Annotated in this window: 13 protein-coding genes; 5 read left to right on the forward strand and 8 right to left on the reverse strand. The window is 59.4% G+C overall.

The window, feature by feature from the left end; all coding sequences use genetic code 11:
- Positions 1-104: 104 nt before the first annotated feature.
- On the reverse strand, positions 105-2,129 hold the full coding sequence (locus ACW5XD_RS03950; protein WP_456493723.1) for a glycoside hydrolase family 3 protein: 2,025 nt from the start codon (positions 2,127-2,129) through the stop codon (positions 105-107).
- A 228-nt stretch (positions 2,130-2,357) separates the two neighbouring features.
- On the opposite strand from ACW5XD_RS03950, the gene ACW5XD_RS03955 reads away from it, so the two are divergent.
- Positions 2,358-3,368, forward strand: a complete 1,011-nt coding sequence (locus ACW5XD_RS03955; protein ID WP_456493724.1) for a helix-turn-helix domain-containing protein — start codon at positions 2,358-2,360, stop codon at positions 3,366-3,368.
- Here the strand turns inward: ACW5XD_RS03955 and ACW5XD_RS03960 are convergent.
- On the reverse strand, positions 3,348-4,271 hold the full coding sequence (locus ACW5XD_RS03960) for a LysR family transcriptional regulator (protein WP_456493725.1): 924 nt from the start codon (positions 4,269-4,271) through the stop codon (positions 3,348-3,350). The genes ACW5XD_RS03955 and ACW5XD_RS03960 overlap by 21 nt on opposite strands.
- Positions 4,272-4,402: 131 nt before the next feature.
- Here ACW5XD_RS03960 and ACW5XD_RS03965 point away from each other — a divergent pair, with 131 nt between their 5' ends.
- Positions 4,403-5,161, forward strand: a complete 759-nt coding sequence (locus ACW5XD_RS03965; protein WP_456493726.1) for an SDR family NAD(P)-dependent oxidoreductase — start codon at positions 4,403-4,405, stop codon at positions 5,159-5,161.
- 48 nt (positions 5,162-5,209) lie between these two features.
- Here the strand turns inward: ACW5XD_RS03965 and ACW5XD_RS03970 are convergent, their stop codons facing one another.
- Both ACW5XD_RS03970 and ACW5XD_RS03975 read right to left on the reverse strand, forming a co-directional pair.
- Complete coding sequence (locus ACW5XD_RS03970; protein ID WP_456493727.1) at positions 5,210-6,508, reverse strand: HD-GYP domain-containing protein; 1,299 nt, start codon at positions 6,506-6,508, stop codon at positions 5,210-5,212.
- A gap of 210 nt (positions 6,509-6,718) precedes the next feature.
- Complete coding sequence (locus ACW5XD_RS03975; RefSeq protein ID WP_456493728.1) at positions 6,719-8,152, reverse strand: glycoside hydrolase family 1 protein; 1,434 nt, start codon at positions 8,150-8,152, stop codon at positions 6,719-6,721.
- A gap of 165 nt (positions 8,153-8,317) precedes the next feature.
- Between ACW5XD_RS03975 and ACW5XD_RS03980 the strand changes: the two genes are divergently transcribed.
- Complete coding sequence (locus ACW5XD_RS03980) at positions 8,318-9,196, forward strand: LysR substrate-binding domain-containing protein (protein ID WP_456493729.1); 879 nt, start codon at positions 8,318-8,320, stop codon at positions 9,194-9,196.
- A gap of 278 nt (positions 9,197-9,474) precedes the next feature.
- Here ACW5XD_RS03980 and ACW5XD_RS03985 read toward each other — a convergent pair whose 3' ends face one another.
- Positions 9,475-11,343 (reverse strand): potassium transporter Kup, encoded by a 1,869-nt coding sequence (locus ACW5XD_RS03985; RefSeq protein WP_456493730.1) that lies wholly within the window; start codon positions 11,341-11,343, stop codon positions 9,475-9,477.
- Positions 11,344-11,437: 94 nt separating this feature from the next.
- The gene (locus ACW5XD_RS03990) at positions 11,438-15,433 is read right to left on the reverse strand and encodes an ATP-binding protein (RefSeq protein ID WP_456493731.1); all 3,996 of its coding nucleotides are present in this window, start codon (positions 15,431-15,433) and stop codon (positions 11,438-11,440) included.
- A gap of 368 nt (positions 15,434-15,801) precedes the next feature.
- Here ACW5XD_RS03990 and ACW5XD_RS03995 point away from each other — a divergent pair, with 368 nt between their 5' ends.
- Positions 15,802-17,418 (forward strand): response regulator, encoded by a 1,617-nt coding sequence (locus ACW5XD_RS03995; RefSeq protein ID WP_456493732.1) that lies wholly within the window; start codon positions 15,802-15,804, stop codon positions 17,416-17,418.
- A gap of 289 nt (positions 17,419-17,707) precedes the next feature.
- Entirely contained in the window at positions 17,708-20,611 is a 2,904-nt protein-coding gene (locus ACW5XD_RS04000; RefSeq protein WP_456493733.1) for an HD domain-containing phosphohydrolase, read from the forward strand.
- Here the strand turns inward: ACW5XD_RS04000 and ACW5XD_RS04005 are convergent.
- Together ACW5XD_RS04005 and ACW5XD_RS04010 are read right to left on the reverse strand one after the other, a co-directional pair.
- Positions 20,592-21,671, reverse strand: a complete 1,080-nt coding sequence (locus ACW5XD_RS04005; protein ID WP_456493734.1) for a GGDEF domain-containing protein — start codon at positions 21,669-21,671, stop codon at positions 20,592-20,594. The two genes, ACW5XD_RS04000 and ACW5XD_RS04005, sit on opposite strands and share 20 nt — an antisense overlap.
- Before the next feature lie 390 nt (positions 21,672-22,061).
- On the reverse strand, positions 22,062-22,913 hold the full coding sequence (locus tag ACW5XD_RS04010; protein WP_456493735.1) for an aldo/keto reductase: 852 nt from the start codon (positions 22,911-22,913) through the stop codon (positions 22,062-22,064).
- Between the last annotated feature and the right edge of the window lie 31 nt (positions 22,914-22,944).

Raw genomic sequence — 22,944 nt, forward strand, 5'->3', positions numbered from 1 at the left:
CCATTATGCCGATCTCCCCCGCCCGCGCCAAACCGGGATCCTCGATGGCCACCATAGAAAAGGCGCCCGCAGGCGCCTCGTTCAGAATGGTCGTCAGCCATGACTCAATAGTCCAGCCCAGCGCCATAGGGATAGAGCGGACTGGCAGAGTCGCTCGCCACATCCGAGTGCTGGTTCAACACCGCCTGCCAGCTGGAGGGCAACTCAAACGGCAACTTGCCTCGGGCCTTGGCCTTGCCGCTGATGACGTCGAACAGTGCCTGATCCAGCGCCCCGAAGTTGGCCAGCAGCACCTGTGCCGCGGGTGCTACCTCGGTCAGGATGGCAGGCCGGTCAAGATAGACCGACAGCACCAGCGGCACCCCGGCCTGCTCAATGGTCTGGATGACGGCCAGATCGTCCGCCCCCTGATAAACCCCCTCGTGGGCGGTTTCCTGCACCACCTGATCCTTGCTGGCGAAGCCAAGCTGACCGAAATTAATACGGCCAAACGGGAAGCGGGGATCCTGCTCGCCGGGGGTACTGACCCGGGCAATCGCGAGATCGGCCTCGGCCAAGTTCGTCACCACCGTATAGCCATTGGCTGTCGCCACCTCGGCATTGACGTTATGGAGATAGACCCGCTTGCCCTCGGCCCTGAGTGGCAGCAAGGCGCCATCATTTTTCAGCAGCACATGAGACGCAGCCTGCGCCGCCTGGGCCTCCTGCTGGAAGGCGCTGTTGCCGACCAGGGTCACCGCCGCCTGGGCATCAACATAGGGGTTCTCAAACAGCCCCAATACGAACTTCTGCTCCAGGATGCGTTGGGCCGAGGCCGACACCGCCTCCTCGGTCACCAGACCCGCCTGCACGGCCGCCAGCAAGGGGGCTGGATCCTCCACCCCGCCGAACTGATCCACCCCGGCGGCGATGGCCTTGGCGTAACGCTGGGCCTTGGTCAGCTTCTCCACCCCCCACGGCATGCCAATGGGCAGGCTCCAGGGATCAACACCGGCCGCCACCTCCTCCTTGCTCAGTCCCTCCTCGCAACGCGTGTTGCAGTCGTTGACTATGCTCCAGTCGCTGAGCACCACCCCCTCGAACTTGAAGTGGCCCCGCAACAGATCGGTCAGGATCTGGCGGTTGAAGCCAAAACCCACCTCCTCGATTGCCTGCCCCTCATAAGTCAGCCCCTCCGGCCGGGCATAGTAGGGCATGACGCCCCCCATCTTGGCCTCAAAGGCTCCTTCAAACGGCACCAGATGGTAGGCAAACTGGCCACCCGGATAGACTTGCTCCTTGCCCCAGGGATTGTGGGCATCCAGCCCGTCCTTCTGCGGGCCGGCCCCGGCGAAGTGCTTGACCACAGTGACGACACTCTGCGGTCCTATGCCGTCATTCCCCTGCTGAAAGCCCTCTATGTATGCCTTGACCAGGGATTTGGCGAGCTGATTGTTCTCGCCGAAGGTGCCGTTGATGCGGCCCCAGCGTGGCTCGGTCGCCAGATCCGCCTGCGGTGACAGGGCCTCCTGGATCCCGACTGCGCGGTACTCCTGGCGGGCGATGTCGCCAAAGCGCCTCACCAGGGCGGCATCCCCAATGGCGGCTAGTCCCAAGGTTTCCGGCCACTGGGAGAAAGCACCGGCACCAATGCTGGTGGCGTTGGGATCGTGGGTGAAATGATTGCGCGGATCGGTACTGACCGTCATCGGGATGCCGAAGCCGACCCCCTCCAGCAGTGCCTGCAGCCGGTTGTTGTCCAAGGCGATCGCCGCCGGATCCCCGGCCATGCGGGTGATGAAGGTGTTGACCCCATCACTTCTCAGCATCTTGTCCATGGCGGCCAGATTGACCCGCCCCTGCTCGTCCAGCACCAAGGTACCGTGCATCATCAGCCCCGCCTTCTGGGCCAGGCTGAGTCGCGCGACCAGATCCCGCGCCCGCTCGTCGGCACCGAGGCGCCAGTCTTCATAGGGGGTCAGGTCGCCGCTGGCATCCAGATCCTTGAATTGCAGGCCATCCTGCTCGATCAGGGCCGCAGAACGGTACCCCAGGTTGGGTTGCTCGGGCTTGGAGGTGGAGTCGTTGTCATTGTTGCACCCGGCCAGCAGCAGGGCGCCTATGGTCAGGGCGAGACGGTGGTATTTCATTATTGTGACCTTCCATGTGTGTAGGTCAGGCCACTGTATGGAAAAGCCAGCCCCTTCACTTGCCCGCCGGGTGCAGGAGCTTGCCCGCTGGGAGCAGCATGCAAAACTGTGAAAAGGGTTGCAGGATTACGCTTGGTTACAAAACTGAAACAATTAACCACACCTAGGTCACAGCAATTTGTGGCCGGTGCTGGATCATGGTGGGCCACCGCTGACAAGGATTTAGCCGTGAAGACAGTCTCCAACCGGATAGCCCAGTACTGCCTCGCCCACTGGCAGGCCCAAGGACGGGATCCGGCCCACCTTCTCTCCGCTGCCGGCATTGCCAGAGAAGAGCTGCACCTGCCCCAGGGCAGGATAGATGCCGAGCGCCACTTCCGGCTGCTGGCCCACTTCGCCCCTCATGCGGATCTCGCCCATGGCTGGGCGCCTCCCTCGCTGACCAGGTTCTTTGCCGACTACCTGCCCCTGGCCAGCCTCTGCTGCAACGCCGCCACCCTGCGCCAGGCGCTGCACTTTTTCCTTTCCTACCGTCCCCTGATCGGCGAGTGCGACCGGATCACGCTGCAGGAGCAGGATGGCATAGCCCGGCTCAGCTATTACTCGGACTCCCATCATCCGGATGTGATCGCCATGAGCAGCCTGACCAATCTCTGCCACCTCTGTGCCCTGCTCCAGTTTTATCACCCGGGGCAGGGCCAGCTGGTGCTGCCAACGCCGGTGCGACCCAAGCTGTGGCGCGAGCTGGCCGCCTGGCTCGGAGGAGGGCTGCGCCAGGGGAATGGCTATCAGCTGCGCTTCCCCGCCGCCCTGCTCGATTTCGCCTATGCCGGCCACAACCTCGCCCTGCAACCCCTGCTGCTGGGGGAGCTTGGCCAACAGATGAGCCAGCTCCACCCGCCAACTCGCTACCGTGAGCGGGTACTGGAGCAGATCCGGCACCGGCTCTGGCAGGGAGACTGCGAACCCCACCGCCTGCTCGGCGAGATCTGCGAGACGCTGAAGCTGACCCGTTGGACCCTCAATCGTTATCTGCGTGAGGAGGGCTGCCACTTCTCGGCGCTGCTGGAGCAGATCAGACGGGAGGAGGCCTGCCGCTTGCTGCAAGATCCCGGTCTGCAGTTGCAGGAGGTGGGCGGACGGCTCGGCTTTGCCAACCAGAGCAGCTTCAGCCGCTTCTTCAAGGAGGCATTCGATCAATCTCCCAGCCAGTACCGTTTACGGCGTTGCCGGCTCTGACTCCCCGGCAAGCGCCTCATCCAGCACCTCGCTCAGCCAGTGGATGAAGGCCTGTACCCTGGGCGAGAGTTGACGACGATGAGCATAGAGTGCGTGAATGGGCAAGGGAGGCGCCCGCCAATGAGGCAGTATGGCAACCAGTTCACCACTGGCGAGTTGCGGTTCGACCCCGACGCCTGGCAGCTGGATGATCCCAAGCCCCGCCTGCGCCGCCGCCAGATAGGCTTCGCTGTCATTCACCGTGAGGGTCCCCGCCATCGCCAGCACGGCGCGGGAGCCATCGGCCTGCAAGTACTCGAAACCGGCCTCGCGACTCCCGGGCCCGGCACCATAGTGCACCAGCCGGTGCTGAGCCAGATCCGCCAGCGTCTGCGGTGTGCCGTGGCGAGCCAGATAGGCGGCGCTGGCACAGTTGATCTGGCGGTAGTGTCCCAGGGGACGCGCCACCAGGCTGGAGGACTCCAGCGCCCCCACCCGCACCACACAGTCAAAGCCCTCACGCACCAGATCGACCCGTCGATCCGTGCAGCTCAGCATCAGCTGCAAGTCAGGATGGGCCGCCAGAAAGGCGGGCAGCGCCGGGATGACCAGATGGCGCGCCATCCGGCTTGGCATGTCCACCCGCAGCTGGCCGCTGAGTTGCCCACCCTGCCGAAACAGCCCGTTGAACTCTTCCATGTCGGCCAGCAGCTCCTGGCAGCGGACATAGCAGAGCTGACCATCCGTGGTCAGCTTCACCCGCCGGGTGGTGCGATGGAGCAAGCGGGTTCCCAGCTGATCTTCCAGCCGCCGGATGGCCGCGGAGAGCGTTGCCTTTGGCATGCCCAGCTGCTCGGCGCTGCGGGTGAAGCTCTCAAGCTCGGCCACCCGCATAAACATTCTCATCGCCTCCAGTTGAACCATGGCGTCATTGTCACTTTAAATGGAACAGTGCATCCATTATCACCCTCTTTATCCATGCTGTAAGCACCAATAGAGTGGCACTAGCGGCTCGTCCCGAGCCCGCACCCACCCCCATTGACAGGAGTCGTTCCATGACCCGTTCCATCGCGCTCATCACAGGCGCCAGCCGCGGCCTCGGCAAGCACTCGGCACTGGCCCTCGCCGCCAAAGGCGTCGATCTCATCATCACCTACCGCAGCCAGGCCGAAGAAGCGGCCGCCGTGGTGGCGCAGGCCAAAGCGCTCGGGGTGAAGGCCCACGCCTTGCCACTCGATGTGGCCGAGAGCGCCTCCTTTGCGGCCTTCGCGGTTGAGGTGCACCAGTTGCTGCAACGGGAGTGGCAACGCGAGCGGTTCGATTTTCTGGTCAACAACGCCGGCATCGGCATCCACGCCAGCTTCGAGCAAACCACGGAGCAGCAGTTCGATACCCTCATGAACATTCACCTCAAGGGGACCTTCTTCCTGACCCAGCACCTGCTGCCACTGATCGGCGACGGCGGGCGCATCATCAACCTCTCGACCGGCCTCACCCGTTTCGCGTTGCCCGGTTACGCCGCCTACGCAGCCATGAAGGGGGGAATAGAGGTGTTGACCCGCTACCTGGCCAAGGAGCTGGGCCCGCGCGGGATCGCCGTCAACGTGGTGGCGCCCGGTGCCATCGAGACTGATTTTGGCGGGGGTGTGGTGCGGGACAATCAGGCCGTCAACGACTTCATCGCCAGCCAGACCGCGCTCGGACGAGTCGGCCAGCCCGACGACATAGGCGGTGTGATAGCGGCCCTGCTCTCGGATGACAATCGCTGGGTCAATGCCCAGCGCATCGAGGCCTCCGGCGGCATGTTTATCTAGCGCTCATCACAGCATGTCTCTGTACGGGCGGGATCGGCATACCTGCCATCAGTGCCGTATCGTCACCTCCTGCCCTTGACCGTTGGCGGCGCAGAGCGCTTGCGGCAAATGCGCTGCCAGGGTTGCAACGACCTCGGCATCGACCCGGTTCTGGCTGGCCAACTGTTGCAGAAAGCTGAGCGCCTGCCCGGCGCTCAGCCCCTCTCGATAGGGCCTATGCTGCACCATGGCTTGAAAGATATCGGCCACCCGCAGGATCCTGGCCTCCAGCGGCATCGCCTCGGCGGTCAGGTGGAAGGGATAACCACAGCCATTGGGCTCTTCATGGTGGTAGGAGGCCCAGAGGGCGATCGCCTCGAAACCGTCGATGTGACGCAGGATCTGATAGGTCTCGAAGCTGTGGGTGTTGATGATGGCGCGCTCCCGCTCGTCCAGTGAACCCGTCTTGTCCAGGATCTCGTCCGGTACCCGCAGCTTGCCAAGATCGTGCAGCAGACCAGCGATCTCCAGCTGTTCACAGCGCCCCTCCGCAACGCCCATCCGCTCGGCCAGCAGACGCGCCAATCTTGCCACCCCAAGCGAGTGCGCCACCGTGAAGGGGCTCTTGGCATCGACAATGGCCGAGAAAATACGCGCCAGCTGTTTGAGCTCACCGTTGCTGGTGGGACAGGGTTCCTGCTCGCGCAACATGTCATACATGTAATCCGTGATGGCTCGCCCCTCCAGCTGCAGCCAGAACGCCTCCGAGCGGGAAGCCGTCAGAAACGCCGCCACCAGCTCGGGGTCAAAGAACTCACCGGCGCATGCCTCTATCCTCTGGCGAATGTCATGGATATGCATCAGCAGGGTGCCATCGCCATAGTAAGGAGCGGCCAGCGCATCCACCCGATCGACCAGAAAAATGAGGTTGGCATGCCGGATGACGGCAGCGGACAGCGTTTGCATGTGCTGAAGCTGATGCCAATGGGTATGGTGATAGCGAATGGGATCGGCCAGAGGGGCCAGGGGCGGAAAATCCTTGAGCAGTTCATAGCCGACTTCACAATGCAGCTGGGATGATTCCCAATCGAACTCACTGACCAGATGACAATGGATAAAGGTCGATGAGACACCGATGTCGTGCAGCACCCCCAGCTCGAACAGGCAACCACATTCACTGTCACTTGCCCCCAGTGCTCGTCCGCATTCGGCCGCCATGATCCCGACCCGTTTGCCATGAGACACATCGCCTATCCCGACCAGGTCCAGTGATGCCGACAAGGCATACACGACTTGCCGCAGATCGACCTGCTGGGGCAGGGTTCCACCGACCATCGTCCCAAGATGAGGCATGTTGCGGTTGTTCATGGTGTGCATCCCACACGAGCCGACATGAAAAATCCCATTGTTTGGGGCCAACTTAACACATTGAATCTAGCCAATATGATCAACCCTACCGGGCTCCTTCCCTTTGGAACCTGCACTAATTGACAAAAGCATGAGTTGGATCAATCTGGCAGCAAATGTGCCAAGTGTGACACTCCCGCAACGGGACCCCGCGAGCAACTATTGCGATGTTTACAGCGCCTTGCCGCCGCTTGCGATCACCGATTGATACCAGTGGAAGCTCTCTTTCTTGATGCGGCGCAAGGAGCCGCCCTGCTCATCGCGATCCACATAGACGAAGCCGTAACGCTTCTGGTAGCCGTTGAGCCAGCTCAGGATATCGGTGAAAGACCAGGCGCAGTAACCAATCAGCTCGACCCCGTCCTGCAGCGCCTGCTGACAGGCGACCAGGTGGCTGCGCAGGTAGGCGATGCGGTAATCATCGTGCACCTTGTCATCCGCCCCCAGCTGGTCAAACTCGCCGAGGCCATTCTCGGTGATCATCAGCGGCAAGCCATAGCGGGAGGAGAGGCGGCGCAGGGCGATGCGCATCCCGGTCGGGTCAATGGCCCAGTCCCAGTTGCTGGTCTCCAGGTGCGGGTTGGGGGCCGTCTTGTAGAGACCGGGAATGCCGCTCGAGGGAGTGGTGCCCTTCTGGCCCGTGGTGTTGATGCGCTGCAGTGTCTGGCCGCCGAGGGGATTGTCGGTGTAGGTCAAGGTGTAGTAGTAGTTGACCCCTATGTAATCCGGCGTGCCTTCGCGCAGCAGCTCAAGATCCCCCGGCCGTATTTCCGGCGCCTCGCCATTTTCTTTCAGATAGGCGAGCGCCGCCTGGGGGTAACGGCCGAAGCAATAGGCATCCAGCCACCAGTAGTTGGTGAACTCCTCGGCATTTTCGAACGCCAGCATGTCTTTGGGGTCGCACGACGCCGGATAAGCGGGCGAGTAGGCAAAGCTCGGACCGATCAGGCCGTTCGGCACGTGCTGGCGGAACGCCTTGATCACCCGGGCGTTGGCCAGGAAGGCGATGTGGTTGGCGGCGAAGAAGCGCTTGCGATCCTGCACTGCGGGGGGATGGGTGCCGAGCTGATAGGCGTTGGTCAGGTTGTAGTTCTGCTCGTTGAGCGACACCCAGTACTTCACCTTGCCGGCGAAGCGCTGATACAGGGTCACGCAGTAACGCTCGAAGTCGTCGATGATGCGTCTGTCTTCCCAGCCGCCGTATTCATCCTGCAACGCCTGGGGCAAGTCCCAGTGATAGAGGGTGAGCACCGGCTCGATCTTGTGCGCCAGCAGGGTGTCGATGAGTTTTTCGTAGAAGGCGAGACCCGCCTCGTTCACTTCACCCCGGCCGCTCGGGTAGATGCGCGGCCAGCTCACCGAGAAGCGGTAGGCCTTGAGCCCCATCTCGGCCATCAACGCCACGTCCTCCTCCATGCGGTGATAGTGATCGACTGCCACATCGCCATTGCTGCCCTCAAAGGTCTTGCCCGGCAGCTTGGTGAACAGATCCCACACCGAGGGGCCCTTGCCGTCGGCATTCCAGGCCCCTTCCACCTGATAGGCGGCGGAGGCGGCGCCCCACAGAAAATCTTTCGGGAAGTCGTTGAACATATGGTGATGCATCTGGTGTTGCTCCTTCTGCGCGGATGGTGTCAGCCATCTCTGATAAATCGGCGCCCCATTCAAGGCGCCCCAAATAAATTGGCATAAGCATCGAACAGTTCTAAAATTCCGTCCAATGACAAATGTGGCCATTCAACATTCCCAACAGGAATGAAAGGAGCTGTGGTGGAGCTACGGGATCTGAAAGCCTTCGTGACCCTGGGGGAGGTGCTGCACTTCGGTCAGGCGGCGGTGCGCCAGCATGTCACCCAGTCGGCCCTGAGCAAGCAGATAAGGCGGCTGGAGGAGGAGTTTGGCGGCGAGCTGTTCGAGCGCAACGCCAGCAGCACCCGCCTGACCGTGCTGGGACGGGCGCTCTATGCGGATGCCCGCGCCCTGGTGGCCCAGAGCGAACAACTAGGGCGCACCGCCCGCGACGTGCTGGCAGGCAACAGCGGCACCCTGCGCATCGGCTTCGGCGTGGCCACCAAGATACTGGTACCCGCCGCCATCGCCCGCTTTCGCGCCGAGCGCCCGCAGGTCACCATAGAGCTCAACGACCTCTCCACCCATCACCAATTGCTGGCCCTGAGCGAAGGCAGGCTGGATCTCGGCTTTTGCCGCCTGCCCGCCCCCAAGGGGTGGCACTGCCTGCCTGTGGTGCAGGCGCACTTTGTCGCCGTACTGCCCGCCAGTTACAGCGGCGTAAATGAACTCGCGGATCTGGTGGACAAACCGCTGGCCATACTGCGCCGGGACAAGGCCCCCTCGTTTTACGACAACCTGATGCACTACCTGGCCCAGAGCGGCGTGCGCTTTCGCGATATCCAGTACGTCAACGACTTCGCCGCCGGGGTCGCCACCGCGGCGGCGGATATCGCCTGGACCCTGGTGCCCTCCTCCACCACCATAGAGCACCCGGATGTGCTTACCCTGCCCCTGCGCGAAGCCGAGGCAAGCTGGACCATAGGCCTCCTTCGCCCGCCCCACAGCAAGGGCCCGCTCATCGATGCCTTCTGGCAGATTGTCGCGGACATGGCGGCGCCAGCGGGCGAGCCGGATTAACCACCACACGCAGTGGGGCCCATTCTGGTGGGAAGTACAATTTGCGCCTCAGTGACGCTCGCGCCGAGACCACTGGCTTGAAGGCGGTGGCCGGGCTGTTTGCCCGCCGCGAGCGCAACGGCCTACCAGGCTCGCCTGCTGTTTCTCGGCATCATGGGGGTTTCTGATCCTTCGTCCTCCAGTGACTACGGAGGTCAACAGCAAGCCCACGCACAAAGCACAAGGCCCACACAATTCCGGTGCGGGCCCTGGTGCCCTTCAGATCGCCAATCCGGCGTTTATAACTCAACCTGCTCGCCGAGCTCGACCACCCGGTTGGTGGGAATATGGAAGAAGTCGGTCGCCTTCAAGGCATTGCGGTTCATCCAGACAAACAACTCCTCTCGCCAACGCGCCATACCGGGCAGATCCGTGCTGATCAGTGTCTCTCTCGACAAGAAGAAAGAGGTACTGCTGGCCTGAATGACCAACCCCTCATCCATGCAGCAGGCCAGAATGTCGTCGACGCTGGGTGTCTCCTTGTAGCCATAAAAGGCACTCACCTGCCAGAAACATGTTCCGAGACGAGTAACCTGTACTCGCTCGCGGCGATCAATGTGCGGCCCCGCCTTGGTTCGTACCGTCAAAAACACCACCCGTTCATGCAACACTTTGTTGTGTTTCAGGTTATGCAACATGGCATTGGGCACCCCCTTGGCAGAGCGAGCCATGAATACGGCCGTGCCTGGCACCCGGATCGGCGGATGAGCCTCCATGTTGTTGACAAACGCAGGCAATGACAGGGCTTTTTTCTCCAGCTTCTCCAGCACCAGTTCCCGCCCGCGATGCCAGGTCGTCATCACCACCAGAGCAATGGCAGCGAACAAGATAGGCAGCCAGCCTCCGTCGAAAAACTTGAGGGCGTTTGCTCCGAAGAAGCCGGCATCGATCACCAGCATGGGCAGACCAAACAAGACGATGATATAGGGAGGGATCTGCCAGCGCTGGCAGGCCACAAACGCCAACAGTATGGTGGTGATCATCATGGTACCGGTCACCGCGATCCCGTAGGCCGCAGCCAGATTGCCGGACGACTCGAACATGACGATGACCAGCACCACGCACAGCATCAGTATCCAGTTCACCAGCGGCAGATAAATCTGGCCAATCTCCTTGTCCGAGGTGTGCCGTATGGCCTGCCGGGGCAGATAGCCCATCAGGATCGCCTGGCGGACCAGCGAGAAGACCCCTGAGATGACTGCCTGGGAGGCAATCACCGTCGCCAGTGTGGCCAGCCCGACCAAGGGCAGCAGTGCCCAGCCGGGAGCAAGCAGATAAAAGGGGTTCTGGATAGCAGCAGGATTGTGCATGATCAGTGCCCCCTGCCCGAAATAATTCAGCATCAAGGCCGGAAAAACCAGACTGCCCCAAGCAAGACGGATAGGGCCCCGGCCAAAATGCCCCATGTCCGCATAGAGCGCTTCGGCACCGGTGACACAGAGCACAACCGCCCCCAGGGTGATGAAGGCCAATCCGGGTTGATGCTGAATAAAATTCATGGCATGCAGCGGACTGAGCGCCACGAGGATGGCAGGGTGCTCGAGGATCGCCAGCAACCCCAGCAGCCCAAGCGTACCAAACCAGAGCAGCATGACGGGACCAAACCAGCTGCCGACATTCCCGGTACCGAAGTGTTGCACCGAAAACAGCAGGATCAGCACCAACAAGGCGCCCGGGATCACAAAAGGAGAGAGTGCCGGAGTCACCACGTGCAACCCTTCCATGGCGGACAACACTGACATGGCCGGTGTGATCACCGCATCTCCGAGAAACAACCCGGCACCGGCCAGACCGAGCACCAGCAAGCCAGCCTGTTGCCGGGGCGAGCCCTGCCTGATGGCCAGAGAAAGCAGGGTCATGATCCCTCCCTCGCCCCGATCATCCGCACGCAACACCAGCACCACATATTTCAGGGAAACCACCAGCATCAGGGTCCAGAAAACAAGCGAGACCATGGCCAGCACATTCTCAGGGGAAGGCGCCAGCCCGATGCGATCGGCAAAGCACTCTTTCAGGGCATAGAGCGGGCTGGTGCCGATATCGCCGTAGACAATACCCAATGCCCCGAGCGCCATTCTGGCCGTATCACCGTCTCTGTGTTGTCGCATTCCATGCTACCCGTGTGGTTCCGTATCCACATGTATACACATAATCGGCGAGACAGCCCACTGCCGGTAAACCGGAGCCGTGTTTGCCTGCCCCTCACAGCAAAGGCTGCAACGCCTCCAGCGCGAGTTCAAAATCAAACGCATTGACGGCGCGATTGACGGGTTCGAATTGATAGCGCATCCCGGATTCCATCATCCCGGCCATGATCTCGGCACAGAGCGCAAGTGCCTCGCCATCGCTGTCAAGCAAGAGCCCGTGCAGTCGCTGCAACTGCACCGAGATGGGCTCGGCAGAGGGCGGCGGGTTGTCAGCGGGTGACAACAGCGACTGTGCATTCAAGGCCAGCAGCAGCGGTTGCAGCACCAGCTGTACCCGGGAAAGATGTGCCATGACGGCTTCCCTATTCTGTTGCGCACACGCCAGCTCCAGAGCCGCCGCCGCCTGCCGCACCGATGTGGCGCCTATGGTACCGGCATTGCCACTCAAGGTATGGGCCTGACGCTGCGCAGTCTCCTGCTCGCCCGCTTGCCAGGCCGCCATGAAACGCACTTCGAACCCCTGCTGACCCTGCCAGAAACGCTGCAACATGTTGCGATACAGCGCCTCATCTCCCTGCATGAAGGCAAGACCCACCGCCTGATCCAGACCCGCAATGGGCGGCAGGCCGTGCCCGATATTATGGGAGGTGATCGTGGATGGCAGTGCTGTGCTGATCCGTCTTCGCGCGGGCTTGATCCAGCGCGCCAGGGTGGCAAACATCAGCTTGATATCGAGTGGTTTGGCGATGTGATCGTTCATGCCTGCCGCCAGCACCTTCGCCTTGTCATCGGCCATGGCACTGGCCGTCATGGCGATGATCGGCAATGATGCCAGCACAGGATTGGCGCGGATAAAATGGGTTGTCGTGTATCCATCCATCACCGGCATCTGGCAATCCATCAGAATCCCGTCAAAGTCATGGTCTTTCGCGAGGATTGCCAGCGCCGCTTCTCCGTGCTCGGCGCACACCAGGGAGATCTGTTGCTGATCCAGCAGGGCTGTCGCCAACTCCCGGTTCATCTCGTTGTCATCCACCAGCAGCAGACGGGCCCCGGCCAACTGCTGAACATGGGGTGGTTGTGCCATCACCACGGTTGCGTCAGCGCTCTGCCTCTTTCCTGTTGCCAGTGCAATCACCTGATGCAGCGCTTGTGCGGTAAAGGGGTGAACAATCAGCGCCGCATGGGGCAACGCCAGAGTACTGGCTATCCTGGCTGCATCCGCAGGCTCCATCGTGGTCACCAACAAGATGGCGAGCACACCGGTCGCATTGTCCTGCAATCGCCTCGCCAGCCTTGCGACATGTGGCTCGAGAGCATCCGGTTGCCAGCCAAGCACAATCAGATCACAGGCTTGCTCTCCTTGCTCGACCTGCGTCAGCGTGGCCAGACGCTCATCCATGCTCTGCGGGATCTGCACCTGCCAGCCGGCAAGCTGGGAGGCCAGTGCATGGCGGGTCGCGGGATTGGAGTCCAGCAGCAAGATGCGGCAGGTGGGCGGGCAAGCAGGAGTCGACGCTTCTTGAGTGGGCAACAGGAAAGGGATCCTGAAATGGAACTGGCTGCCCTTCTCTTGCTCGCTCTCTACCCGGATCTCCCCCCGCATCAATTGCACCAGGTTATGGGTGATGGCCAACCCCAGGCCGGTACCACCATATTTGCGGGTGGTTGAACTGTCAGCCTGGACAAACGAGACAAACAGTTGCTCGCACTGGGCGGCCGTCATTCCGATACCACTATCCTGCACAGAGCCCTGCAGCCAGAGGCGGCCGGCACCATACTCGCTCACACCAAGGCGCACCACTATCTCGCCCCGCTCGGTGAACTTGATGGCATTGCTGGTGAGATTGAGCAGGATTTGGCCCAAACGCAGTGGGTCACCCACCAGGCTCAACGCCTGTTCCGGCAGATCGAAGATCAGTGCCACCCCTTTCTCGCGAGCCTTGAAGGCCGTCACGTCGGCCAGTTGGACCAACACCTCGTTCAACTCGAATTCGACCTGTTCCAATATCAGCTTGCCCGCTTCAATCTTGGAAAAGTCGAGGATGTCATTGATGATCCCGAGCAGACTGTTGGCCGCCTTGTCTATCTTGCTCACGTAGCTGTACTGCTGAGGATCCAGCCCGGTCCGCAATACCAGGTGGGCCATGCCTATGATGGCGTTCATGGGGGTGCGGATCTCGTGACTCATATTGGCCAGAAATTCACTCTTGGTACGGGTGGCATCCTCGGCAATCCGTCTGGCCTCCAGCATTGCCGCTTCGGCCTGCTTGCGCTCGCTGAAGTCAAAGATCACCCCGTCCAGATATTCGGCCCTGCCATGTTGATCATAAGTGGCCAACCCGAGCGAATAGACCCAGCGGATCTGGCCGAAACGATCCAGGATCCGGTACTCGTTGATGTACTGACGGTGAGCCTGAATGGCTTCCTCGGTATTCTGGTTGCTCCGTACCATGTCATCGGGGTGGATCAGCTCGCCAAATGCGCGACAGGCATCGGGGCCGACAAACTCCGTGGCCGGGTAGCCGGTCAGCTTCTCGGCTTCCTCGCTGACAAACAGCATGGTCCAGGGGTGACGGGGGATGCAGCGATAGACCATGCCGGGCACGTTGCGGACCATCGACTGGATCCGCTGCTCACTCTCATGCAGTCGTTGGCGATCGGCCGCCACCAGATCGTGCGCCTCCTTCATCGCCTGCTCGGCGGCACGAATGGGGGTGATGTCCACCAAGCTGCCGACCGCACCACCCAACTCGCTGTGTGCAAGCTGAACCCCCGACAGAAAATAGAGCAAATCACCACTGTATCCGTTTTGCAGCGACACCCTGATCTCCCGCTGCCAGCGGCCCGAAGTCGCGATCAGCTGGGCCAGATCGGCAGACATCGCCTTGCATTCCTGCTGGCCAAGAAAAGGCAACTCATCCACCCGCTTGCCCAATACGCTCGCCGACGGTGCAAGCAGCTCATCAAATGCCCGGTTGACCCCGACCAGCCGGGCATCGCGATCGGTGTAAAACAGTGGATGTGGCAAGGTATCGATCAAGGCCTGCTGGAAGGCAAACAGCTCACCACGCTCGCGAATACCGCGCTGGCGCAACAGGCGATCGTGCCATAGCCGGGCAAGCAGCAGGCCGGCGAACAAGATGGAAAAAAATACCAGCAGATGGCGCCACAGCGGCACGATCCTGGCTTCATCAACAAGCAGAAACAGATGCCACTTGCCCTTGAGGGCATGCCATTCAACAGGAACCCGGCTGACCAGATATGTCACACCTTCGATGGTGACCCTGTCACTGTCCAGTGCGGGCAAACCCTGCTGCCGACGGGTCGGCGCAAATTGCTGACCATATTGACGGGAGGCAAACAGCTGCTGCTGGCGACTGCTTGGCAGCAGACCTACCGCACGCATCAGCCACGGCTCCCGGTTGCTGGCCATCACCACGCCATCGGGGGAGACCAGCAAACCAATGGTGTCATTCCATCCAGCGAGAAAAGCGTCAACCAATTCCATTTCGAAACGGGCCACCACGGCACCGGTGATCTGACTGCCCAAGTTGCGATCGTGAGAAACCGGGGCCGCAACATAAAGCATCCGTTTACCGGTATTCAGACTGACCCCGGCATCCACGTTCTCATGACCTGCCATGGCCTGCTGAAAATAGGAGCGAAAGGAGACATCCTGACCGACGACATGCCGGCCCAGTTGATCCCAGTCGCGTACTATCATGCCAGCAGCATTGGTGACGAAGGCATGGTTGGCTCCGACACCTGCGGCCAGCACCTGAAGAGCTTCACTCCTTGCCTTGCTGCCCTGCGCCAGAAGCGAGGATTGCTGGATTTCACGATTAAGAAGCCCCGCCAGTTGTACTGCCCCCATCCCCTTGCTGGAGAGTGTCAGCTGCAGCAGGTTATCCGATTCCCGCTGGGTGCGGTTATCCAGCATCTGCTGATAGGCATGCCGCTCCAGCTGCAGATAGAGCAGATCCATCAGGCCGGCCACCAGCAGGCAAACCAACAGCACCAGTGGCCAGTGCCCGGCCCTCCTTCTCATGATGCCTGATGCCTGAAAAGGCAGCCCGCGAGCCCTGCTGGCAGGCAGGGTGCAGCGGGTGCCAGTGCAATGAAAGTGCCGATGTCATCCTCCTCCCGCGTGATAGGAAGAGCAGAATTCACGCTCAGATGGTCCATATCCTTTCTCTTCTGCTGCAAGATGAGGCCACACGTTGCACGGTGGCAAGGCGGTGGATGTCACCACTATGATATGCAGGTTTGTCGCCCCTGAAAGCCACGGATAACACGTTTCGTGCACATCAACGCAAAACTGAAGACAAGAATCACATGCTCTTCAGGGATCGATTGACCGGGCTCACACACTATATATGATAAGAGCCAATGTCCGGCCGTTGGGTAAATCGCATCATGAATGATCTCACCAAGCAGATGAAGTTATCCGAATTAATTGCTGGCAAGACGGTGATACTTGAAAAAGACATATTACATTGTGAGTCGCTTCGCGAACAATTACAGCTGGCGGGACTGACCGATATCTGTGCCACTGACAATATAGATACATGGCAGCAAGAATTAAATCAGCATGAGCTGGGCATGGTCATATGTAATATAGATATCCATACCGTCTCCATATTAAATACCCTCAAAGATCTCAGACGATCGGGCAAACATCGGAGATTGCTTTTTTTAACGCTGACGGCTGGAACAGACAAGGATATCATCGCCGCCTTTATCAAGGCCAAAGTCACCGATATTATTCTTACTCCGCTGAAAACTGAGTTGTTGCAAAGCCGTATTTATCGGGCCGCATCGACACACGCCAGTCATCCGGATACGACGCCCTATCTCGACATCGGAAAATTGAATCGCTTTACCGAAAATGATCTGATTGCCAGTACTCAGGACAGTCCAACAATCCTGGTTGTCGATGACATTCCCGATAATCTGTTGTTGATCACCTCGGTATTTCGCAAGGAATTTCATCTCAAGCTGGTCAAGGAGGGTGAAAAGGCGATCCGGATCTGTCAGTCCGACAATCCCCCGGATCTGGTGCTGCTCGATATCATGATGCCCAATCTGAGCGGATTCGACGTGGCCAGAATATTGCGTGAACATCCTGTTTCCGAGCACATTCCCATCGTCTTCATGACCGCACTCGACGATAGCTATTCGCGGCGCAGGGCGATGAAACTGGGGGCGGTCGACTTCATCACCAAGCCCATCGATATTGAACTGTTGCGGTTTCGCATTGCCAACCTGATGCGCCTGGTGCATGCCCGTCGCCATCTGCAAAAAGAGTATGACCAGATGCTCGAGCTCAACCGGTTGAAAGAGAGTCTCGAGTTCAATGTGCGTTACGAAATCAAGGAGCCACTGCTCAATGCCCTGCATCATCTCGATGAATTAAGTGCCCACACGCCTCTCAATCTGACCCAGAAAACCCAGCTTGCTACCTCCCGGCGATCCATTGTCGATGCACTGGAACTGACGCGCCTTGCCAGTGAAATCTACAAAATTGAAACCGGAACATTCTCATTGAAGATTGACATGGTCAAATTATTCGATATCTTCAACCGGTTGTCCGTGCAATATAAAGAGCGTTACTCCGACAAGCAAATCGATATAAAGCTGACCAAGCCCCACAATTACCTTTATGATGAACTTTCTATTTCAGGTGATAGTTTCTTATGCTACTCAGCATTCCAGATATTATTGCGACTGGTTTGTGAATACACAATGGACAAGGGGGTAATTCATGTTGTCTGCATGAAGAACAGTGCCGATGTCGCCATCTCCATCACAAGCACCACGACGCTGGATATGACCACACTCATCAAGCTTCAGGATAAATTTACCTATGGTGACAGCAAGGAATATGCTGGTGCCAATCTATATCACGCCAGAATGTTGATGGAGGCACAGGCGGCTACCATGACCATGACACTGGATGAATCAAGCAGTCAGTTGACGATCGCCACCATTTTTTCACAAAAAGAGGAGGCAACGCCCTATACCACCGCATGAAGGGGGAATCGCCACCCTCACCCGGCTGACGGTTCACGTCAGAGCGGCCCCCTTGGCTGATGGAATCACTGACGACAGCCCCCCATACATGGCCTGCTGACGAGCGCCAGAACATGTGTTGACGCGCTCGCGGTGATACTGCCGCTCACGTATGATGACGTTCAAAATATGAGGTTTATTGTTGTTCATTCAAAGGAATTGACATGATCACACAACCCCCAGTCCGCACTTTTCATACGCCTTGCCGCCTGGCCTCTTGCTCTTTTTACGCCAGCGCCGGAGCGTGATCATGTTTCGCCGCGTCATCCCCCTGTACATTCATATCGCCTACCTGTTTCTTGGCTTGATCCTGGTGTTTGCCGTAGCGAGTCTGGTCCATCAATATATCCAGACCAAGCAGCTGCTCATGAGAGATGCTGAAGTCCGCTTTAGTCTCATCGGTCAGCTGACCATTCAAAAACTGGAGGGGCTGTTCCAACCCGCCGCCCTGAGCACTGAGCTGCTGGCACGACATCGCCTCATCGAGGCCACCACGCTGGAGGCTAGACTGGCCACCGTGCCCTACATGGTCACCCTGTTGCAGGGGCAGGCTTCTGCCAATGGCGTCTATGCCGGTTATGACAATGGTGACTTGTTCTGGCTACACCCCTGGCCTGCCGACACACGGGTCTCGCAGCTGACACCTCCCATCCGTACCCGCTGGATCCTGGAGAGCATCATGCATCAGGGCTCCCGGACCACGAGTGATACCTTTTTTCTGGCAGATGATCTCGCCATTATCCAGCGCGACAGCCGGGCCGGCCTGACGCTTGATGCCCGTACCCGGCCCTGGTTCAAACTGGCCCGTCACGCCGGTCATCTGGTCCAAACGCCCCCCTACATCTCCAGGGACACGCAGGAGATCAACCTGAGCGTTGCCAAGCCGATGTCCAATGGCGCTGGGGTTGTCGGGATCGATCTCAGCCTGGGATCCATCGAGCGCATGCTGAAAGCAGCCGCACTGACCCCCAATATGCGGCTGGCCATCTTCAACGAACGAGATGAGCTGATCACCAGCCACAAGGGGGGACAATTTATCTCCGATAGGGAAGGCAACAAGCGATTGGCCAAGGTGGCAGAGACCGACCTGCCCATGATCCAGCAGCTGATGCAGATCAGCAAAATGCAGCACAGTGAAAGCCTGACCTTCCAGTCCGAGGGGCAAAACTGGCAAGGCATGCGGGTCAGCTTGCCAGCGGCAGATGGCGCCAGTTTGTCACTCTGGATGGCGGTGCCGCACAGCGAGTTGCTGGCCACGGCGATCACCATTCGCAATCAGGGATTTGTCCTCTCTCTGGTCTTTCTGGGGCTGGCCATCATCTCGGCGGTGTTTCTGGCGAGAACCGCAGCCCGTCCACTGGATGCCCTGACCCTGGAAGCACGCAAGATCGCCCAGTTCGACTTCAATCAACCCGTACAGATCAACACCTACATCGCCGAGATCATCGATCTCTCCCAAGCAATGGGAAACATGAAAGCGACCATTGCGCGCTTTTTGCAACTCTCCCACGCCCTCTCCAGCGAAACCAGCTTCCAGCAGTTGCTGGCGCGAGTGTTACTGGAGATGCAGCAGGTCACTCATGCCCATGGCAGCATGATCCATCTGGCCGATGGCCAGGCAAAAAGCCTGCAACTGGCACGTCTGCGCTGGGGCGATCTGCTGCTGGAAGCTCACCAGACCGCTCCCCTGTTGCTGGCAGATCAGCCGCATCATCCGTTGACAATGTCGCTGAATAACCCGGATCAACCACCGGAAAAGCTGACGGCCGCCGAGCTGCAAGCGTTGTTTCCACTTCCAGCCGATCTGACCCACGCCCTCACTCTCTGGGCCATTCCCTTGACGAGCCGGGAAGGCAAGCTGCTGGGTACGCTGACGCTGCTCATTGATGAGCGACAGCATCCGCTGAGCCCACAGTTGATGGCATTCGTGCAGGCGCTCTCCTCCACCGCCGCCATTGCTCTCAATACCCAGCGCCTGCTCGATGAACAGAAGAGTCTGCTGGAATCCTTTATCCAGCTGATCGCCGGAGCCATCGATGCAAAGAGTCCTTACACCGGCGGCCACTGCCAGCGAGTTCCCGAATTGACCAAGATGCTGGCGCAGGCTGCCTGCGATGCGACCGAAGGACCCTTGCGCCACTTCCAGCTCGGCGATGATCAGTGGGAGGCCTTGCATATTGCGGCCTGGCTGCATGATTGCGGCAAGGTCGTCACACCGGAATTCGTGGTGGACAAGGCCACCAAACTGGAGACGCTGTACGATCGCATTCACGAGATCCGCATGCGCTTTGAGGTGTTGAAACGCGATGCTGAAATTCACTACTGGCAGTCCCTGGCGAGCGGCGACAATGCCGCTGAGCTGCTGGCGGGCCTGCACACTGAACTGCAACAACTGGATGAGGAGTTTGCCTTCGTCGCCCGTTGCAATGAGGGAAGCGAGTTTATGGCGCCTGAACATGTCGAGCGGATCCATCAGCTTGCCCGTCGCACCTGGCGTCGTACTCTCTCCGACAGAGTGGGGATCTCCCAGGACGAAATGGCCCGCAAGCAGCACCAGCCCGAACCCAGCCTGCCAACCCTGGAGCCGCTGCTCGCCGACCGTGGTGACCATCTGTTTCCGCGCAGCGAGCGCGAACGGCTGGCGGAGGATAATCCGTGGGGTTTCAAGGTGCAGGTGCCCGAATATCTTTACAACCGGGGCGAAATATACAACCTCTGCATCAGCCGGGGCACCCTGGCCGATGAAGAGCGCTACAAGATCAATGAGCACATGATCCAGACCATCATGATGCTGGAAAAACTGCCCTTCCCTCCCCACCTTCAGAGCGTGCCGGAGATGGCAGGAGGGCATCATGAGAAAATGGATGGCAGCGGTTATCCCAAACGCCTGACTCGGGATGAGATGAGCATACCGGCGCGGATCATGGCTATCGCCGACATCTTCGAGGCGCTCACAGCCGGTGATCGTCCCTACAAGAAAGCCAAGTCACTCTCGGAAGCCATTCACATCATGGGGTTCATGAAAAAGGATCAGCATATTGATCCCGAGTTGTTTGATCTGTTTCTGCGTTCCGGCATCTATCGTCAGTATGCCGAGCGCTACATGGCACCCGAGCTTGTGGATGAGGTCGATATCAGGCCCTACCTGAGTTAGTCCCTGAGTTAGTCATAGTGCCCGCACACGGCGGGATCTCGCCCTCCTCACTCAGCTGAATACAGTTGCGGCCAGCCTGTTTGGCGCGATAGAGCGCCGTATCGGCCAGCCTGACCAGCTCAATGGCAGATTGACTGGCACAAGGATGCAGGCTGGCCACCCCGAAGCTGACAGTGACAATCCCCAGCGCAGAATCACAACGTGGCAAGGCCAGCGCCAGGATGAGGTGATGGATATGCTGCGCCGTCTCATATGCAGCCTGCAGGCTCATGTTGGGCAGCAAGATGACGAACTCTTCCCCACCATAGCGAGCCACCAACTCTCCGGCTCTGCGGCCCGACTGTGACAACGCCTGCGCCAGTGCCTGCAGACAGGTGTCGCCAGCCAGGTGGCCGTAGTGATCGTTGAACTGCTTGAAGTGATCAATATCGAGCATTATCAGCGCCAGTGGCATGCCGCTGCGCAACCCGCGATTCCACTCCTGCACCAGGATGTGATCAAACAGGCGACGGTTGCCAATGCTGGTCAAGGCGTCGGTATTGCTCAGGATCTCCAGTTGTCGGTTGACCTCTGCCAGTTCATGGGTGCGGGTTTCAATGATCTGCTCCAGTTCTGCATTGCGTTCTTGCAAGCGCGTCACAGGATAGACTTCGGCCTCTTGCGCCGAACCATAGGGAATGGAGATCCCGCTGTGCGCAATCTTCCACTCCTGCGCCTCATGTCGGAAGATCAACACCAGTCTGGCAGTCTCCCGCGACAGGAAATGATCAGGGATGGGCAGATGAATGTGGAAAAACGCTGTCGCGACGACCACATCATCGGCAAGATCTTGCAGCGACAAGTCCAGCATCTCGATATGAATACGCTCGGGGATCTGCGCAAAATCTTTCCGGGTCACCCGCACCCACTCTTCCCTGTCAGTCACGAGTTGATCGCTGCTGCCGGCATAACCGCTGAAATTGTCACTAAAGCGGGTAGTAAGGCGATCATCACGCGCCGAGTACATCTCGATGTATTCATCAAACAACGAACGGATAAGACGTCGACGTTCAATCCGCATGAACTTGCTCCAGTCATAGCACACCCGGCCAATGTCTCTAATATGGCAGGTGAGCCGCACGCCGACTAGGCAAAGAGACAGGGGCCAGATCCCATAATGAGCAAGTGGTCATATATTCTGGTTTTGGGGCGATGGAGAACGACATCTCGGTGCTCCACCAAGCCTGGTTGGCAGCAGAGGCACGGATCTTGATATTGGCCGGCTACCTCTTGGTGTCAGCAGGCTACTGCCCTGCGCTTATTCGCGGATGTCGCGCGTTTGCGGATCCGGGTCCCTCCTCCTGTGGGTGCACAGTGCGTGATGCACAAGAAAGACGGCCAGCGACACAATGAAGCCAGCCGTTCACCGTCAATCAGGTTAATGCCCCGGTATCCTTGCCCATCCCCCTTGTCAGACGTCGAGCTTGCGCCGGGTCAGCCACTCCACCATGGCGGGGTCGCGGTGAGAGAAAAAGGCACTGGTTGCCGTATCCAGCGCCGCTATCTGCACCATTTCCTCCAGGCTGAGCTCAAAGTCGAGGATGTCGAGGTTCTCCTCCATCCGCGCCTTGCGCACCGATTTTGCCAGCGACGCTATGCCTCGCTGGAAGAGCCAGCGTAACACGACCTGCCCCACGCTCTTTCCCCGCTTCGCACCGATGGCGGTCAGCACAGGATGCTGGAACAGACCATTTCGGCCCTCGGCGAAGGGAGCCCACGCCTGTGGCTGTATCTGTCGACTCTGCATCCAGGGTGCGGCATGCATCTGCTGATTGAAGGGGTTCACCTCTATCTGGTTGACGGCAGGCACCACCTTGTTGAACGCCATGAGATCCGCCAGCCGATCCGGCTGGAAATTGCTGACGCCGATTGCCCGGATCTTGCCGGCTTGCTGCAACTCCTCCATTGCCCGCCAGGCGCCGTGGACATCCCCGTAGGGCTGATGGATGAGATAGAGATCCACATAATCGAGCTGCAGGCGATTCAAGGAGCGCTCGAACTGCGCCTTGGCCCCCTCATAGCTGGCGTCTTGCAACCAGAGCTTGGTGGTGACAAAGAGCTCGTTGCGCCCAATACCGCTCTGCCTGATCGCGTTCCCGACCTGGGTCTCATTCTGATAGGAGGCGGCGGTATCGATCAGCCGGTAACCGCTGTCGATGGCCTCGATGACGGCGCGCTCGCACTCTGCCGCGTCCGTCATCTGGAAGACCCCAAACCCCAGCAGGGGCATCTCGATGCCGTTATTGAGTCTGACTGTGTTCATCTCGTTGTCCTTTCGCTGTGTTGTGACTGGC

The organism is Aeromonas enterica, assembly GCF_054052465.1.

Coding starts and splice junctions, on each gene's coding strand:
- ACW5XD_RS03950 (WP_456493723.1), bottom strand. CDS start 2,129: ATGAAATACCACCGTCTCGCCCTGACCATAGGCGCCCTGCTGCTGGCC.
- ACW5XD_RS03960 (WP_456493725.1), bottom strand. CDS start 4,271: ATGGTTCAACTGGAGGCGATGAGAATGTTTATGCGGGTGGCCGAGCTT.
- ACW5XD_RS03965 (WP_456493726.1), top strand. CDS start 4,403: ATGACCCGTTCCATCGCGCTCATCACAGGCGCCAGCCGCGGCCTCGGC.
- ACW5XD_RS03970 (WP_456493727.1), bottom strand. CDS start 6,508: ATGAACAACCGCAACATGCCTCATCTTGGGACGATGGTCGGTGGAACC.
- ACW5XD_RS03975 (WP_456493728.1), bottom strand. CDS start 8,152: ATGCATCACCATATGTTCAACGACTTCCCGAAAGATTTTCTGTGGGGC.
- ACW5XD_RS03985 (WP_456493730.1), bottom strand. CDS start 11,343: ATGCGACAACACAGAGACGGTGATACGGCCAGAATGGCGCTCGGGGCA.
- ACW5XD_RS03990 (WP_456493731.1), bottom strand. CDS start 15,433: ATGAGAAGGAGGGCCGGGCACTGGCCACTGGTGCTGTTGGTTTGCCTG.
- ACW5XD_RS03995 (WP_456493732.1), top strand. CDS start 15,802: ATGAATGATCTCACCAAGCAGATGAAGTTATCCGAATTAATTGCTGGC.
- ACW5XD_RS04000 (WP_456493733.1), top strand. CDS start 17,708: ATGTTTCGCCGCGTCATCCCCCTGTACATTCATATCGCCTACCTGTTT.
- ACW5XD_RS04005 (WP_456493734.1), bottom strand. CDS start 21,671: ATGCGGATTGAACGTCGACGTCTTATCCGTTCGTTGTTTGATGAATAC.
- ACW5XD_RS04010 (WP_456493735.1), bottom strand. CDS start 22,913: ATGAACACAGTCAGACTCAATAACGGCATCGAGATGCCCCTGCTGGGG.